The 14,789-nt window shown below is 57.3% G+C and carries 12 protein-coding genes and 1 tRNA gene; 7 read left to right on the forward strand and 6 right to left on the reverse strand.

What is annotated here, in order from left to right:
- Positions 1-40 precede the first annotated feature (40 nt).
- Positions 41-1,330, forward strand: coding sequence for a Gfo/Idh/MocA family protein (locus tag CFBP5473_RS18940; RefSeq protein WP_027674756.1), 1,290 nt, complete (start codon positions 41-43; stop codon positions 1,328-1,330).
- A 504-nt stretch (positions 1,331-1,834) separates the two neighbouring features.
- On the opposite strand, the gene CFBP5473_RS18950 is transcribed toward CFBP5473_RS18940, so the two are convergent.
- Positions 1,835-2,584 (reverse strand): SDR family oxidoreductase, encoded by a 750-nt coding sequence (locus tag CFBP5473_RS18950; protein WP_027674755.1) that lies wholly within the window; start codon positions 2,582-2,584, stop codon positions 1,835-1,837.
- Positions 2,585-2,611: 27 nt separating this feature from the next.
- Entirely contained in the window at positions 2,612-3,181 is a 570-nt protein-coding gene (locus CFBP5473_RS18955; RefSeq protein WP_027674754.1) for a nucleoside 2-deoxyribosyltransferase, read from the reverse strand.
- 152 nt (positions 3,182-3,333) lie between these two features.
- Here CFBP5473_RS18955 and CFBP5473_RS18960 point away from each other — a divergent pair, with 152 nt between their 5' ends.
- The gene (locus tag CFBP5473_RS18960) at positions 3,334-3,960 is read left to right on the forward strand and encodes a ribonuclease D (protein WP_027674753.1); all 627 of its coding nucleotides are present in this window, start codon (positions 3,334-3,336) and stop codon (positions 3,958-3,960) included.
- Positions 3,961-4,224: 264 nt separating this feature from the next.
- Positions 4,225-5,847, forward strand: coding sequence for a hypothetical protein (locus CFBP5473_RS18965; RefSeq protein ID WP_027674752.1), 1,623 nt, complete (start codon positions 4,225-4,227; stop codon positions 5,845-5,847).
- A gap of 79 nt (positions 5,848-5,926) precedes the next feature.
- Here the strand turns inward: CFBP5473_RS18965 and rpsA are convergent, their stop codons facing one another.
- Together rpsA and cmk are read right to left on the reverse strand one after the other, a co-directional pair.
- Positions 5,927-7,627 (reverse strand): 30S ribosomal protein S1, encoded by a 1,701-nt coding sequence (gene rpsA / locus CFBP5473_RS18970; RefSeq protein ID WP_027674751.1) that lies wholly within the window; start codon positions 7,625-7,627, stop codon positions 5,927-5,929.
- A gap of 162 nt (positions 7,628-7,789) precedes the next feature.
- Positions 7,790-8,422 carry a (d)CMP kinase gene (gene cmk / locus CFBP5473_RS18975; protein WP_027674750.1) on the reverse strand — a complete coding sequence of 211 codons (633 nt, stop codon included), beginning with the start codon at positions 8,420-8,422 and terminating at the stop codon, positions 7,790-7,792.
- 224 nt (positions 8,423-8,646) lie between these two features.
- Here cmk and CFBP5473_RS18980 point away from each other — a divergent pair, with 224 nt between their 5' ends.
- The 3 genes from CFBP5473_RS18980 (at position 8,647) to CFBP5473_RS18990 (ending at position 10,203) form a co-directional block, all read left to right on the forward strand.
- On the forward strand, positions 8,647-9,033 hold the full coding sequence (locus CFBP5473_RS18980; RefSeq protein ID WP_027674749.1) for a TIGR02300 family protein: 387 nt from the start codon (positions 8,647-8,649) through the stop codon (positions 9,031-9,033).
- Between the two features lie 153 nt (positions 9,034-9,186).
- Positions 9,187-9,262, forward strand: a tRNA-Ala gene (locus tag CFBP5473_RS18985).
- A gap of 302 nt (positions 9,263-9,564) precedes the next feature.
- Positions 9,565-10,203, forward strand: a complete 639-nt coding sequence (locus CFBP5473_RS18990) for a carbonic anhydrase (RefSeq protein ID WP_027674748.1) — start codon at positions 9,565-9,567, stop codon at positions 10,201-10,203.
- A gap of 106 nt (positions 10,204-10,309) precedes the next feature.
- On the opposite strand, the gene CFBP5473_RS18995 is transcribed toward CFBP5473_RS18990, so the two are convergent.
- Both CFBP5473_RS18995 and CFBP5473_RS19000 read right to left on the reverse strand, forming a co-directional pair.
- A complete protein-coding gene (locus CFBP5473_RS18995; protein ID WP_027674747.1) occupies positions 10,310-11,125 on the reverse strand; it encodes a lytic murein transglycosylase in 816 nt (271 codons plus the stop codon).
- A 196-nt stretch (positions 11,126-11,321) separates the two neighbouring features.
- Positions 11,322-12,356: an aspartate-semialdehyde dehydrogenase gene (locus CFBP5473_RS19000; RefSeq protein WP_027674746.1), complete on the reverse strand. Its 1,035-nt coding sequence runs from the start codon at positions 12,354-12,356 to the stop codon at positions 11,322-11,324.
- Between the two features lie 502 nt (positions 12,357-12,858).
- Between CFBP5473_RS19000 and CFBP5473_RS19010 the strand changes: the two genes are divergently transcribed.
- Positions 12,859-14,745 carry an MFS transporter gene (locus CFBP5473_RS19010; RefSeq protein ID WP_027674745.1) on the forward strand — a complete coding sequence of 629 codons (1,887 nt, stop codon included), beginning with the start codon at positions 12,859-12,861 and terminating at the stop codon, positions 14,743-14,745.
- Positions 14,746-14,789 lie beyond the last annotated feature (44 nt).

A 14,789-nucleotide genomic window follows, 5' to 3' on the forward strand; every position in this document is an offset into this window, starting at 1 on the left:
CTAAACTGGCGTGGATGCTGAACACGTAAAGGGAAGAGACGTGAAAATAGCGATTGTTGGGTGCGGATCCCGCCACAAGATGTTCCGCGATTCCGTGACGGAAGATTATCCGGACAAGCATGAAATCGTTGCGCTTTGCGACAGCAACGCCCACCGCTTGGGAGAAGCGGCGCGGGCAATTTCCAAGCCGGGCACCAATGGTGTCGCCACTTATCTGGCAGAAAATTTCGACCAGCTGATCGAGGAGCAGCGCCCGGATACTGTCGTGGTAGCGACACCGGATTTTCTTCACTCGGAATACATCGTACGAGCGTTCGAAGCCGGTTGTGACGTCATCTGCGAGAAGCCACTGACCATCGATCTTTCCAGACTGAAGCAGATTGTCGATGCTCAGGCCCGCACGGGCCGCAAGGTCATGGTCACGTTCAATTACCGTTATTCCCCCGCCCGCACGCAGATCAAGGAAATGCTGGCCTCCGGCGTGATAGGCACCATAACCGCCGTCGATTTTCGCTGGCATCTGGATCGCGTCCATGGTGCGGATTACTTTCGCCGCTGGCACCGCCAGAAAGAAAATTCAGGCGGCCTTCTGGTGCACAAATCCACGCATCATTTCGATCTTCTCAACTGGTGGCTCGCCTCCGCCCCGACAGATGTCTATGCCTCAGGCAAGCGCGCCTTCTATCGCCCGGAGACGGCGGTTGAACTGGGGCTGGCCGAGCACGGCCCACGTTGCGCAGACTGTCCGGTGGCGGAGAGATGCGCGTTTCGTCTCGATCTTTCCGCCGATGAACAGCTCCGTGCGCTTTATCTGGACGCGGAAGATGAGGACGGCTATTTCCGCGACCGCTGCGTCTTCGATGCGGAGATCGGCATCGAAGACACGATGCAGGCCCATATTCGCTACGCCTCCGGCGCAACGGCCAATTACACCCTGACCGCCTATTCCCCATGGGAAGGTCTGGAAATTCGCTTTCAGGGCACGAAAGGCGAGATCACCCACAAGCACATCGAAGTCCACGGCGTATTCGGCGGCGTTCGCGACCATGCGGATGAGGAAGCGATTACGACGGAGCTTCATCTCGCAGGCGAGGTTCCGCGAATGATCGACGTCGCGCGCGGAAAAGGCAGCCATGGCGGCGCTGACCCCGTTATGCTGGGTTACATTTTCGACCCGGATTCAATGGAGCCGGACCGTTACAACCGTGCATCCGACCACGTCTCCGGCGCATGGTCCATCCTCACCGGCATCGCGGCCAATGCTTCCATCGAAACAGGTTCGGCGGTGAATATTCAGACCATGTTGAGATCGCGAGACATCAGGATTTAATCGGACGCGCTGACAGTCAGCGATAGCTAGAGCGCTTCCTTGTTAAAGGGAAACAATTATGTTGGTTCAAACGGCTCACCTGCTTGTGCGGGCGGCGCGTGTCGCAGCCATAGCATACGGCCAAGCCGTCCGTGCAAGCAGGTGAGCCGTTTCAACCAACAGAATGTTTCCATTTAACAAGGAAACGCTCTAACAGGCGCGAGACTTAATCTCGCGTCACGCCGCTTCTGCAAAATCATGTCGGGGAAAAACAAGGTCGCTAAAAAGGAAAAAGCCTGCCGCGGGAGGAGGTGCGGCAGGCTTTAAACTTGATCGACAACTGGGAGGAGGAGTGTTGCCGATCCACATCTCGCGACGCTGGGAGGAGGAGTGCGTCGCTTCGATGATTTGAATATAGCGATCCTGACGATTTTTAACAGAGCAACTCTCGCAATGCAGCAATGCAGATTTGCATAGCTTGAAAGAGACTGCCCTGTTTTTCAGCACTCGCGCATTATCGGCGACTCAAACGTCGCGATGTACCTGAAAGCCTGCAAAGGACTGGTTCACCGGCATCATCTCGATGCTATTGATATTCACGTGCTTCGGCTGCGACACGACCCAGTGAATGGTGTTGGCAATGTCTTCCGGAACGATTGGGTTGACGCCTTTGTAGAGATTGTCGGATGCATTCTGATCGCCGCCGGTGCGAACGACGGTAAACTCCGTTTCGCACATGCCCGGTTCGATCGAGGTAATGCGAACGCCTTTTCCGTGCAGATCTGCCCGCAAGCCCAGCGAGAACTGATGGAGAAACGCCTTCGTGCCAGCATAGACATTGCCGCCTGCATAGGGCCAATGTGCCGCAACAGACGAGAGATTGACGACGATACCGCGACGCTCGATGAGCGTTGGAAGCAGATGATGCGTGATGTTCAACAGGCCGGTAATGTTGGTGTTGACCATGGTGTGCCAGTCGCTCAGCGGCACATCGGGTGCGGGCTTGGTGCCAAGCGCAAGGCCTGCATTGTTAACCAGCACATCGATATTCCTGAATTCCGCAGGAAGCGCCGCGAAAGCCGCACGCATGCCGGTTTCATCGGTGATATCGAACACCATGCCGTGGAAGGATGCACCGAGCTCCTCTTTTAAAGCGTCCAGACGCTCCGCACGCCGACCCGTGCCAATCACCTTCCAGCCATGGCTTGCGAAAAGCTTCGCGGTGGAAAATCCAAAGCCGGATGTGGCGCCCGTGATGAGAATCGTACCTGTCATGTCAAATGCTCCGCTCGTATTTCATGTTCAAAGAAGCTTTGCCGCGGCCAAGACCAGGCATTCCCTGAATGCCGTGAGGACCGTATATAGGTCCTGTGGCTGCGCATCGCCAACCACGACACTGCCGCCGCGGCGAAGAATGCCACCATGCAGCATCAGATTGTCGACCATGTCGAAATTTTCCACGGAAAGCCCATCTGGACCGCGATAACGACCATCCTCGCCCAGGGTGACTGCGCCCACATAATGGTCGCGGATGCGCGAAAAGTGGTTCGCGGCGATATTGGTATAGGCAAAAACGGGCTTGCCTAGCGCGCACATAAAGCCAAGTTCGTAGCTCGTGCCGGTATCGGCAGCTATTCCCCGGAAAGGCGTCAGATTGGCAATAACCGCGTCTGCCTCCAGCATCATCTGCTCATCGATGGCGTTGATGTTGCAGCCATGGCCCACCTTGGTATCTGCCGGCGGAATTTGCAAATCCCCCGGAGAGAGCGGGATGAAACCGGCTTCACGAGCGAGTAAGGCCTTGGCATCGAGCATTTCACGGGCGTTCGGGAGAAAAACTTCCGGTCCGGCGAGATAAATTTTCTTTGTCATGAATAATTGGCATTCGGTTAAGAGAATTTCGTGTCCGCCAACGTAGACCGTCATTATCGCGCAAGGCAAGGCCACAGCGTGGCGAAAGCGGTATCGCCGGAAGAGACTTTGCGCTATAGCCGGGGAAGTAAAACGCGTAACCGGAGTACCCGATGGCTGCCAAGATCCGTTATCACGAAGGCGATATTTCCGCGAGCGATGCCGCTCGCTACACGGGCGCCATCGCGGTCGATACGGAGACATTGGGGCTGGTGCCGCGGCGCGACAGGCTTTGCGTGGTCCAGCTTTCTCCCGGTGACGGGACAGCCGATGTCGTGCGCATCGCAGCCGGTCAGAAGGCAGCGCCGAACCTGACCGCCATGTTAGAGGACCCGGCGCGAGAGAAGATTTTCCACTATGGGCGCTTCGATATCGCCGTCCTGTTTTACACTTTCGGCGTTACCACCACGCCCGTCTTCTGCACCAAGATCGCCTCGCGGCTGTGCCGCACCTATACGGATCGCCACGGGCTGAAGGACAATTTGAAGGAGATGCTGGAAATCGATATCTCCAAGGCGCAGCAATCTTCCGACTGGGCGGCGGAAACGCTTTCGCAGGCGCAATTGGAATATGCGGCGTCCGACGTTCTGCATCTACACGCGTTGCGCGACAAGCTTACCCAGCGCCTGATCCGCGATGGTCGCTACGATCACGCGACAGCCTGTTTCGCCTTCCTTCCCACCCGCTCGAAGCTTGATCTTCTTGGCTGGGAAGATACGGATATTTTTGCTCATAGCTAAATTGAGAAGTGCTGCCAGACGCGGAACATGTTTAACAGCCCGCTAAACATGGTTAGCGGTGCGTTAATCTTTAGCCGCCATTCTTGTTGTCGATGATTCTATTGTCGCTGCTGCCTTGTTGCTTGCAGCCACGATCATCCGCCGCATGAGCGGACGAAATAGCACCTGTGTCGTCATGGGCTCTACCTGAGGAACGTGAGCCATTTCAAACCCGATGAAGCGCTGAGATGTGAGCAGCACGCACCGGGTGAAAGGGATCGTTTCATGCTGCCGCCTGTCACTGCCGTCTCAGCGGGGGATTTCTCCTTTTCGGCTGCGGCTCCGCGTTCGGAGCCGACGAACACTGCCGTCACTGTGCCGAGCCTCCCTCAAGTCACACAGGATACATCTGCCTCCTCTCCCGCGGCTGTGGCGCGTGCCCTATCCGGCGAGCTGCAACTTCAGCAGGGCGGCACGATTTTGGCCGAGACGCTCGGCAAGCTGTTGAACATCGCGCGTATGGATGGCGAAACCGCAGACGCCTATGTGGGCCGCCTTGTGGCAACCATGCAGGCGCTGCCCGCCGACCAGTTGGCCTCACTTGAAAAGCAGCTCGGCTCACTTCTCAAGGGGATGACGGTTTCAATTCTGATAGAGGCGCTGAAAAATGCCTCCGGGCCGGATGCCGCCAGACTGGCCGCGCTGTTTGAAATCGCGCGCGCCACACAAACCGGCGATGGCGCGAAACCAGCCCTGCCCGCCTATTTGCAGGACATCCAGCCGGATGAGCCAGCCCTCATTTTCCGCCCCGCCACCGCAGGTCAACCGCAGGCACCAGCATCAAGCCCACTGAGCGTTGCACCAGCTGCCCAGCAAGTTGAGCAAGCACAAGGCAATAGTGTTGCGGCAGCAGCAAAACCGCCCATTACGCCGATTGAGGGTGAAACACACAAGCCAAGCCCGCAGCTGACAACATCGGCAGCTCAACCGAATACCACCGCTCAAAACCTCGCAAAGCCACTTGCACCTGCGCTCCCCGTACAGACGACGAGCTTACCGGAAAAAATGCCGCTGCCGGCTGGCAGTCCAGCTGGTTCCGGCGTGTACAAAGCCGCTGAACCAGCCGCACCTGTACCGACTGCTCCAATTGCGGCGCAGGCAAAGCCAGCTGTCATTGTTCAAAACACCGCATTGCCCGCAGCTGAGATCGATGAGGCCAATCCCATTGCAGCGAAGCTCATCGCGGCGGGCGCGCCACTGGCTGCGGCGAACGCCTTTATCACCGCCGAGCAGTTTCGCGGTGCAAGCCCGCAGGACATGGAAAAGCTGTTGCTGGCCGTTCTGCTTGGCAAGCTGCCGCAAAGCGCAGAGACGCCGCCTACCGCTTCCCCATTGACATCACAGCTTCCGCAACCGGAACCCCATGCCGAGCAGGCGCCCAAGCACAATCCCGCATCTGCCTCTCCGGCTCCGGCAGGCGCCGATGCCGCGCAGGCCGAGACACAAGAGGCGGCATCGGCATTGCGGCAGGACATGCATCTCGCCGCAAGAGCAGCGACGGCGGCGGACGCCAAAACGGCGATCCTCGACCAGCCGCTATTGCAATCAGCCGTCGCATCCCTTGTGACTAAGGAAGCCACGCCACTTCCTTTCGTCAACTACCCAATCGAGAAGGAAGAGGAAGAGTCCGACGCTCCGCACCGTGGCAGATGGCCTTCTTCTGAAAGCGAAGCCGAGGGCGAGCAGGGCTATCCTGAAGATCAGCATGCCGAAGACGAGGCACAACAGGAAGAACGAACCGCTGCCAATGATGCGAATGTCGATCAGTCGCTCTCAGACGGGGCACACGAGGATGGCCGCGTGGGTGACGCCGAATCCTATTATCTGCGAATGAGCAACTTCGCCTGAAGTGTCGCACTTCCACAATATCAAATAAAAAACCCGCCGGATCGCTCCGGCGGGTTCTTCAATTCATAGAGGCTGACGATTACTCTCCGCGGTTCTTCAGAGCCGCGCCAAGGATATCGCCGAGGGAAGCGCCGCTGTCGGACGAACCGAACTGAGCAACAGCTTCCTTCTCTTCTGCGATTTCCAGAGCCTTGATCGAAAGCATGACCTTGCGATCCTTCTTGGAGAAGTTGACGACGCGTGCGTCGACAGTCTGGCCAACCGAGAAGCGCTCAGGACGCTGCTCATCACGGTCGCGAGACAGGTCAGCGCGACGGATGAACGAGGTCAGGTCTTCGTGGTTGACGAGCTTCACTTCGATACCGCCTTCGTTCACGCCGATAACTTCAGCGGAAACAACGGCGTTCTTGCGCAGTTCGCCAGATGTTGCGGCTTCGCCGACAGCATCCTTGCCGAGCTGCTTGATACCGAGCGAGATACGCTCCTTCTCGACGTCAACATCCAGAACGACAGCCTTGACGACATCGCCCTTGTTGTACTCTTCGATGACCTGTTCGCCCGGACGGTTCCAGTCCAGATCGGACAGGTGAACCATGCCGTCGACATCGCCTTCGAGGCCAATGAACAGGCCGAATTCGGTCTTGTTCTTGACTTCGCCTTCAACTTCAGTGCCGGCCGGATGGCTGTAGGCAAATGCCTGCCATGGGTTTTCCAGCGTCTGCTTGAGGCCGAGCGAGATACGGCGCTTGGACGGATCGACTTCGAGAACGACAACGTCGACTTCCTGGCTCGTGGACAGGATCTTGCCGGGATGTACGTTCTTCTTGGTCCAGGACATTTCGGAAATGTGGATCAGGCCTTCGATGCCCGGCTCCAGCTCTACGAATGCACCGTAGTCGGTGATGTTCGTAACGGTACCGGAGATCTTCTTGCCAACCGGGTACTTGGCGGAGATGCCATCCCATGGATCCGACTCGAGCTGCTTCATGCCGAGCGAGATGCGGTGGGTTTCCTGGTTGATGCGGATGATCTGAACCTTGACCTGCTGGCCAATGTTGAGGATTTCCGAAGGATGGTTGACGCGGCGCCATGCCATGTCGGTAACGTGCAGCAGGCCGTCGATGCCGCCGAGGTCAACGAACGCACCGTAATCGGTGATGTTCTTGACGACGCCGTCAACAACCTGACCTTCTTCCAGGTTCTGAACGATTTCAGAACGCTGTTCTGCACGGGACTCTTCCAGAACCGTACGACGGGAAACGACGATGTTGCCACGGCGCTTGTCCATCTTGAGGATTTCGAAGGGCTGCGGGTTGTGCATCAGAGGCGTTACGTCGCGGATCGGGCGGATGTCCACCTGAGAGCGCGGAAGGAAGGCAACAGCGCCGTCCAGATCGACGGTGAAACCACCCTTGACCTGGTTGAAGATAACGCCTTCGACGCGCTCGCCAGCTTCGAACTTGGCTTCGAGCTTGACCCAGCTCTCTTCGCGGCGAGCCTTCTCGCGCGACAGAACGGCTTCGCCCAGAGCGTTTTCGATGCGCTCGACATAGACTTCGACTTCGTCGCCGACTTTCAGCGTGCCGTCCTTGGACTTGGCACCGAATTCCTTCAGCGGAACGCGGCCTTCGACCTTGAGGCCAACGTCAACGATCGCGACATCCTTTTCGATGGCCGTTACGATGCCCTTGGCAACGTAGCCTTCGGCCAGATCGTTGGAAGCAAAGGACTCTTCGAGCAGGGCTGCGAAATCGTCGCGCGTGGGGGTAGCTACTGACATTAAATCTCCTGAAGTGTTCACGAAGGAACACACAAGCGCCGGGGTTTGCGTTGATCACTCCCAAAATCCATGCCCGCCTCATATTTCAGGAGGCTTTCGGCGCAGGGCATGCTTTCGGGATATTCCAAAACGAAAACCGGATCGACCGGTTCCCGAGAATTCTCATTTCTTCAAGGCAGCGTCGATAATGGCTTTCGCTGCCTGAAACGCCGCCTCTATACTCATTTCCGACGTATCAAGCAAGTGCGCGTCTTCTGCTGGTTTCAAAGGACTATCAGCACGACCCATATCGCGCTCATCACGCTTCTTCACATCTGCGAAAACCGCCTCGTAATCCGCCTGCCCGCCACCGGCGATAATCTCATCGAAACGACGTCTCGCGCGAACCTCGGGCGAGGCCGTCACATAGAGCTTCACCGGAGCATCCGGGCACACCACCGTTCCGATATCGCGGCCATCCAGCACCGAACCGGGCTCGCGCTGGGAAAATTTGCGCTGCGCCTCCACCAGTGCCCGTCGCACCGCGGGCATGACAGCGACTTTCGAGGCGGCCTCACCGACCTCATGTCTGGCAAGAACAGTGCGGTCAAGCCCGCCGAGATCGAGGTGACGCGCTGTCGCCTCGGCAATGTCTTCATCATCCAGCGGCTGCCCTGCATCGAGCAAGGCGTTTGCCGTGGCGCGATAGGTCAGGCCGGTATCGAGGTGATGAAAGCCGTAGACTTCGGCAAGTCTCCGCGAAAGCGTGCCTTTTCCTGCGGCTGCCGGACCATCGATGGCGATAATAAATGTCATGGGAACGAAATCTCGAATGGACGTTGCCTTAGGTGCGGGGCATTATCATAAAGAATGCGCGCATTCACCCCGCAGGCGGCAAAAACTTCAACGCCGCCCTTCATTGCAGTTTATCTTTGACAGGCAACACCGCAACGATTAAGGGGACCGGCTAGAAATTTACCGTCTACTGCCGGTTTCACGGCGTTAAGACCGAACTCATTCAAAAATTCGAGGCTTTGACAGTGGCAAAAGCGGAACTTGGAACCAAGCGTACCGACCCGGATACCGGCAAGAAATTCTACGACCTGAACCGCGATCCGGTCGTTTCCCCTTACACCGGCAAATCCTGGCCGCTTTCCTTCTTCGAGGAAACCACGGCTCAGGCCAAGATGGAACAGGCCGAGGAAGAGGACGTCCAGGAAGTCGATACCGAAAACACGGACGTCGAACTCGTTTCGCTGGAAGACGCTGACGGCGACAACAGCGGCGACGACATTCCGGACATGGGCGATGACGACGACGTCGAAATCGACGATGACGACGACACCTTCCTCGAAGCAGACGAAGATGAAGACGACGACGACGTTTCCGGCATCATCGGCGTCGGCGGCGACGACGACGAGTCCTGATTTCGTTACATTTTTTCGCCCGGCCACAAAAAAATGTCGCCGGGCGAATTTTTCGGCTTGCCATCTTCATCCTGCAGAAGTATCAAGCCGCCACCGAACGGAACAACCGCTTCGGTTCCCGGAACCGGATCAAGAAATACCGGAACCCTTTATGGGGCTATAGCTCAGCTGGGAGAGCGCTTGCATGGCATGCAAGAGGTCAGCGGTTCGATCCCGCTTAGCTCCACCAAATCTTCTTCACTCATATTCTTGATGATACATCAATAATTTGATGCTTAGATGACGACCCGTCACAGCGTGTACTTCTGCTTTTAAGGACATGTCGACAGGCGTGCCGTCGCGGAAATCCCCAGGTCCCTCGGAGTGCTGATTCGTCGCTACGCTCGAAACTCCCCGACTTTCCACACCCTCCGGGCCGTTCCGATGCGTCATCTCTTGCATCCTGCGCACAGCAAGGGCAAATAGCGTTCAGCTTCCACGCGCCCGGTCGATTATCGATCACGGCTACAGAACAAAACGGTACTGCAAATCATGAAAGATTTTCCAGAATACCTTCTCAACGGCTACAAGAACTTCATGAATGGCCGCTATGTCGATGAGCGCGAAAGATATCGCGTTCTGGCGGAGACGGGCCAGAAGCCGCAAACGCTTTTCATTGCCTGTTGTGATTCCCGCTCCGCGCCGGAGACGATCTTCGATTGCGGTCCGGGTGAGCTTTTCGTGGTGAGAAACGTGGCCAACATGGTGCCGCCTTTCGAGCCGGATGGACAGTTCCACGCCACCTCAGCGGCTATTGAATATGCCGTTCAGGTTCTGAAGGTGAAGGACATCGTGGTCATGGGCCATGGCCGCTGTGGCGGTATTCAGGCAGCGCTCGATCCGAATTTCGAATCGCTCTCTCCGGGCGATTTCATCGGTCGCTGGATGAACCTCGTAAAGTCGGCCGCGGAACAAATCCAGAGCAATGATGTGATGACGGCTGGAGAGCGCCAGACCGCGCTGGAGCGCGTTTCCATCCGCAACTCCATCAACAACCTGCGCGGCTTCCCCTTCGTCAAGGCGCAGGAGGCCGCAGGCAAGGTCAAGCTGCACGGCGCGTGGTTCGATATTTCGACCGGCGAATTGTGGGTGATGGACAAGTCCGGCGATTTCCGCCGCCCCACAGTGTAAGCTTACGCATCATCGGTAGATGAAAAAGACAAAGCCCGAAGATCGGTTTCGATCTTCGGGCTTTTGCTTGAATTAGAGCGTAATGCGCCGTGACGGCACGCCGAGCTTATTGGCCGTCGATTGCCTTGCCGATGTAAGCGATGGACTGCTGGTAGACGCTTGCCGCGTTCCAGCCCTGAATGGCTGAAAAATTCGTCTGGCCCTGCTGGTAGCCTGCACCGCGCTGCCAGCCGTGACCGACGAGGAAGTTCGCCGTCGAAGCAAGTGCATCGGCGCGCGAACCGACGAGATCGATACGTCCATCGCGGTCGAAGTCCACACCGTAACGAACTACGTTGAGAGGCAGGAACTGCGTCTGGCCGATTTCGCCATGGGCAGCACCCTTGGCGTTGACGTTGAGCGAGCCGTTACCGACGAGCTTCAGAGCGGCATAGAGCTGCTCGGTGAAATAATCCGAACGACGGCAATCGTAAGACAGCGTTGCGACGGCGGAGAGCGTATGCTGGTTGCCCATGAAGCCGCCAAAGCCGGTTTCCATGCCCCAGATCGCAAGCAGCGGACCGGCAGGAACACCGTAAGCGCGTTCGATATTGGCAAACAGCGCGGCGTTGTTCTTCTTCATTGCCTTGCCGCGCGAAATGATGGCCTGGCCACCGCGCTTCTGCATGAACTGGTCGAAGGAGAGCTTGAAGCTGTGCTGACCACGGTCGGCGCGAATGGTTGCCTGATTATAGGAGACACCAGAGAAGGCACGATCCAGAACCGAAGCGCTGACGCCGCGACCGACGGCCTCCTGCTTGAACGACTGCAACCAGTTGCCAAAACCTGCCGAGGTATTGCCGCACTGGGCTGCCATAACCGGCGCTGCCGCCAGAAATGCACTCGCTGCCGCGCCGATGGATAATGCCTTTATTGCCCGCATCAGAGTCTGCCTTTGATATATTGAGGGGGTTTGCCCTAGCCCTATTCGCCTTGTCAGCGAGAATTGAAGAGGCTCAAATTGCCTATCGTCTCTATAACCAGCAAATAAACTGGCCGTGATAAGCATCAAAATTATAAACCCGTCCATTCTCGAATGTAACGGACGGGTTATAGTTAAGTTTTGTTAAAAAAGCGTATCAGGCAGCAGCCTTGCGCGGCTTGATGAGGCCACGATTGACGAGCAGCTCTGCAATCTGGATGGCGTTCAGCGCGGCACCCTTGCGCAGGTTGTCGGAAACCACCCAGATGTTGAGACCGTTTTCGACAGTCGCGTCTTCGCGGATACGCGAAATATAGGTCGCATCTTCACCAGCGGATTCGACCGGCGTGATGTAGCCACCGTTTTCATGCTTGTCGATGACGAGGCAGCCCGGTGCTTCGCGAAGGATATCGCGCGCCTGATCCGCGGTGATCTCGTTTTCGAACTCGATGTTGACGGATTCAGAGTGGCCGATGAAAACCGGAACGCGAACAGCCGTGCAGGTTACCTTGATCTTCGGGTCCAGCATCTTCTTGGTTTCTGCCAGAACCTTCCACTCTTCCTTCGTGTAGCCGTCTTCCATGAACACGTCGATGTGCGGAATGACGTTGAAGGCGATGCGCTTGGTGAACTTCTTGGATTCGACCGGGTCAGCCACGAAGACGGCGCGGGTCTGCTGGAACAGCTCGTCCATGCCTTCCTTGCCGGCACCGGACACGGACTGGTAGGTGGAAACGACGACGCGCTTGATCTTGGCGGCATCATGCAGCGGCTTGAGCGCTACAACGAGCTGCGCCGTGGAGCAATTCGGGTTGGCAATGATGTTCTTCTTGGTGAAGCCTTCGACGGCATCAGCATTGACTTCCGGCACGATCAGCGGAACGTCCTGATCGTAGCGCCATGCAGACGAGTTATCGATGACGACGCAGCCCTGCGCGCCGATCTTCGGGGACCACTTCTTGGAGACATCGCCACCAGCCGACATCAGGCAGATATCGGTATCGGAGAAATCGTAATTCTCCATGTTGGAGACCTTCAGCGTGCGGTCGCCGTAAGAAACTTCCGTGCCCTGGCTGCGGGCAGAGGCCAGCGCTACGACTTCGTCGGCGGGAAAGCCGCGTTCAGCCAGAATGTTCAGCATTTCGCGACCGACATTACCGGTGGCGCCTGCGATTGCTACTTTGAAACCCATGATCAAGCTCTCTTTCTGCCTCTCCTCTTTTTGGTGAGGGGAACCCGCAAGACTGCGGCTTCCTTCTTCCCCGACCATACCGGGGAGAGAGCGGCGGGCCAGAGACGTTAGACGGTTTTAATCGTCGTTTTGGCCGTAATTCGGGTAAAATGAGAAAAGCACGATGGCTCACCGGCACGCTCTGCCGGATTATGCATGACAACCATGTCCTGGACATGTCCGATCAAGATCGTGCTCCTTTTCAGGCGAAAGCTATTATGGTGTTTGGCTTTTCTGTCAAGCGCAAAGGCGAGGGAAATCCGTACTGCTTCCCCCGAATGTCGCGCGCGCGTGAAATTTCCGGCATCGAAAACATTAGACTAAAGTCATAAGCCGAAAGCATCGCTCTTCCTTTCGTTAATTTTCTGTCACTCTGCCATCAGGTGCATCGCGCCTTTTTGCATGGTCCGGGGGGAGCTGGGCCGTTGCGATGTGTCATCTCGATATCTGTGGAGGACAGACAATGGCAAACATAGCAGCGACGGGAGCGGAAAAAGCCCGCCCCATGACGGGGGAGGAGAAGAAGGTCATCTTCGCGTCTTCCCTCGGTACGGTTTTCGAGTGGTACGATTTCTATCTCTACGGTTCGCTGGCCATCTATATCGGCGCGAACTTCTTCAGCCAGTATCCTGAAACGACGCGAAACATCTTCGCGCTTCTCGCTTTTGCAGCGGGCTTCCTCGTTCGCCCGTTCGGCGCGCTGGTTTTCGGTCGTCTCGGCGATATCGTCGGTCGTAAATATACCTTCCTCGTCACCATTCTGATCATGGGCTTTTCGACCTTCGTGGTCGGCATTCTGCCCGGTGCCCAGCAGATCGGCATCGCGGCCCCGATCATCCTCATCATCCTGCGCATGCTTCAGGGCCTTGCACTCGGTGGTGAATATGGCGGTGCGGCAACCTATGTAGCCGAACATGCCCCGAATGGCCGTCGCGGTTATTACACCTCATGGATCCAGACCACGGCAACGCTCGGTCTGTTCCTGTCGCTCGTCGTCATTCTCGGTGTTCAGTTTGCCGTCGGCAAGGAAGCATTCGCTGCCTGGGGCTGGCGCATTCCGTTCCTGCTGTCCGTGATTCTGCTCGGCGTTTCCGTCTGGATTCGTCTGAAGATGAACGAATCCCCTGCCTTCAAGAAGATGAAGGAAGAAGGCAAAACCTCCAAGGCGCCGCTCAGCGAAGCTTTCGGCCAGTGGAAAAATGCCAAGATCGCGATCATCGCGCTCGTCGGCGCCGTCATTGGTCAGGCTGTCGTCTGGTACACGGGCCAGTTCTACGCGCTGTTCTTCCTGCAGAGCATTCTGAAGGTGGATGGTCAGTCGGCCAACATCATGGTTGCCTGCGCGCTTCTGCTCGGCACCGGCTTCTTTCTTCTCTTCGGCTGGCTCTCCGATAAGGTCGGTCGCAAGCCGATCATCATGGCCGGCCTCGTACTAGCGATGCTGACCTATTTCCCGCTGTTCAAGGCGCTGACATGGGCAGGTAACCCTGCTCTTGCGCAGGCTCAGGCTTCGGTTCGTGCGACCGTGACTGCGGCACCGGGCGATTGCAAATTCCAGTTCAACCCGACAGGCACGGCGAAATTCACTACGTCCTGCGATATCGCTACATCCTTCCTGACCAGAAACTCCGTTCCTTACGACGTCGTCGAAGGCCCGGCAGGACAGCCAGCAACGGTGAAAATCGGTAACGACACCGTCACCAGCTATGACGCTACGACCGCAGGCGCGGACGCAGCCGCCAAGGATCGCGCTTTCCAGAAGCAGATCAACATTGCCCTGCATGATGGGGGTTATCCGCTGGTGCGCGGTGCGGCCCAGGTGCCTGCCGCGAAACTCGATGCGTTCGTCGCGGCTAACCCGGAACTTGGCCTCAATGCCGATGCGGTTCGTGCCACGCCAGCCAAGACAGTTCCGGTGGACAAGCTGGTGGCAGACAAGCTGCTGACACCTGCCGAGGCCAATGGCGCAACGGAAATGGCAGTCTACACGGTTGCAGGCGGCGGCACCTTCGCCATGGTTGCCGACCCGGCAGCCGTGAACTGGATCGTCATCATCGCCGTGCTCACCGTTCTCGTCATCTATGTGACGATGGTCTACGGCCCGATAGCAGCGCTTCTGGTCGAATTGTTCCCGACCCGTATCCGCTACTCCGGCATGTCCCTGCCCTACCACATCGGTAACGGCTGGTTCGGCGGCCTTCTGCCTGCAACGGCCTTCGCGATGAGCGCCGCCAAGGGCGATATCTATTACGGCCTCTGGTACCCGATCATCTTCGCAGGCATCACGCTGGTCATCGGCCTGCTGTTCCTGCCGGAAACGAAGGACCGGGACATCCATAAGATGGACTGAGGTTCGACACTATAAAAATGAAAAACCCGGCGAGATGATCGCCG

This window comes from Agrobacterium larrymoorei, assembly GCF_005145045.1.
GTDB classification, from domain to species: Bacteria; Pseudomonadota; Alphaproteobacteria; order Rhizobiales; family Rhizobiaceae; genus Agrobacterium; species Agrobacterium larrymoorei.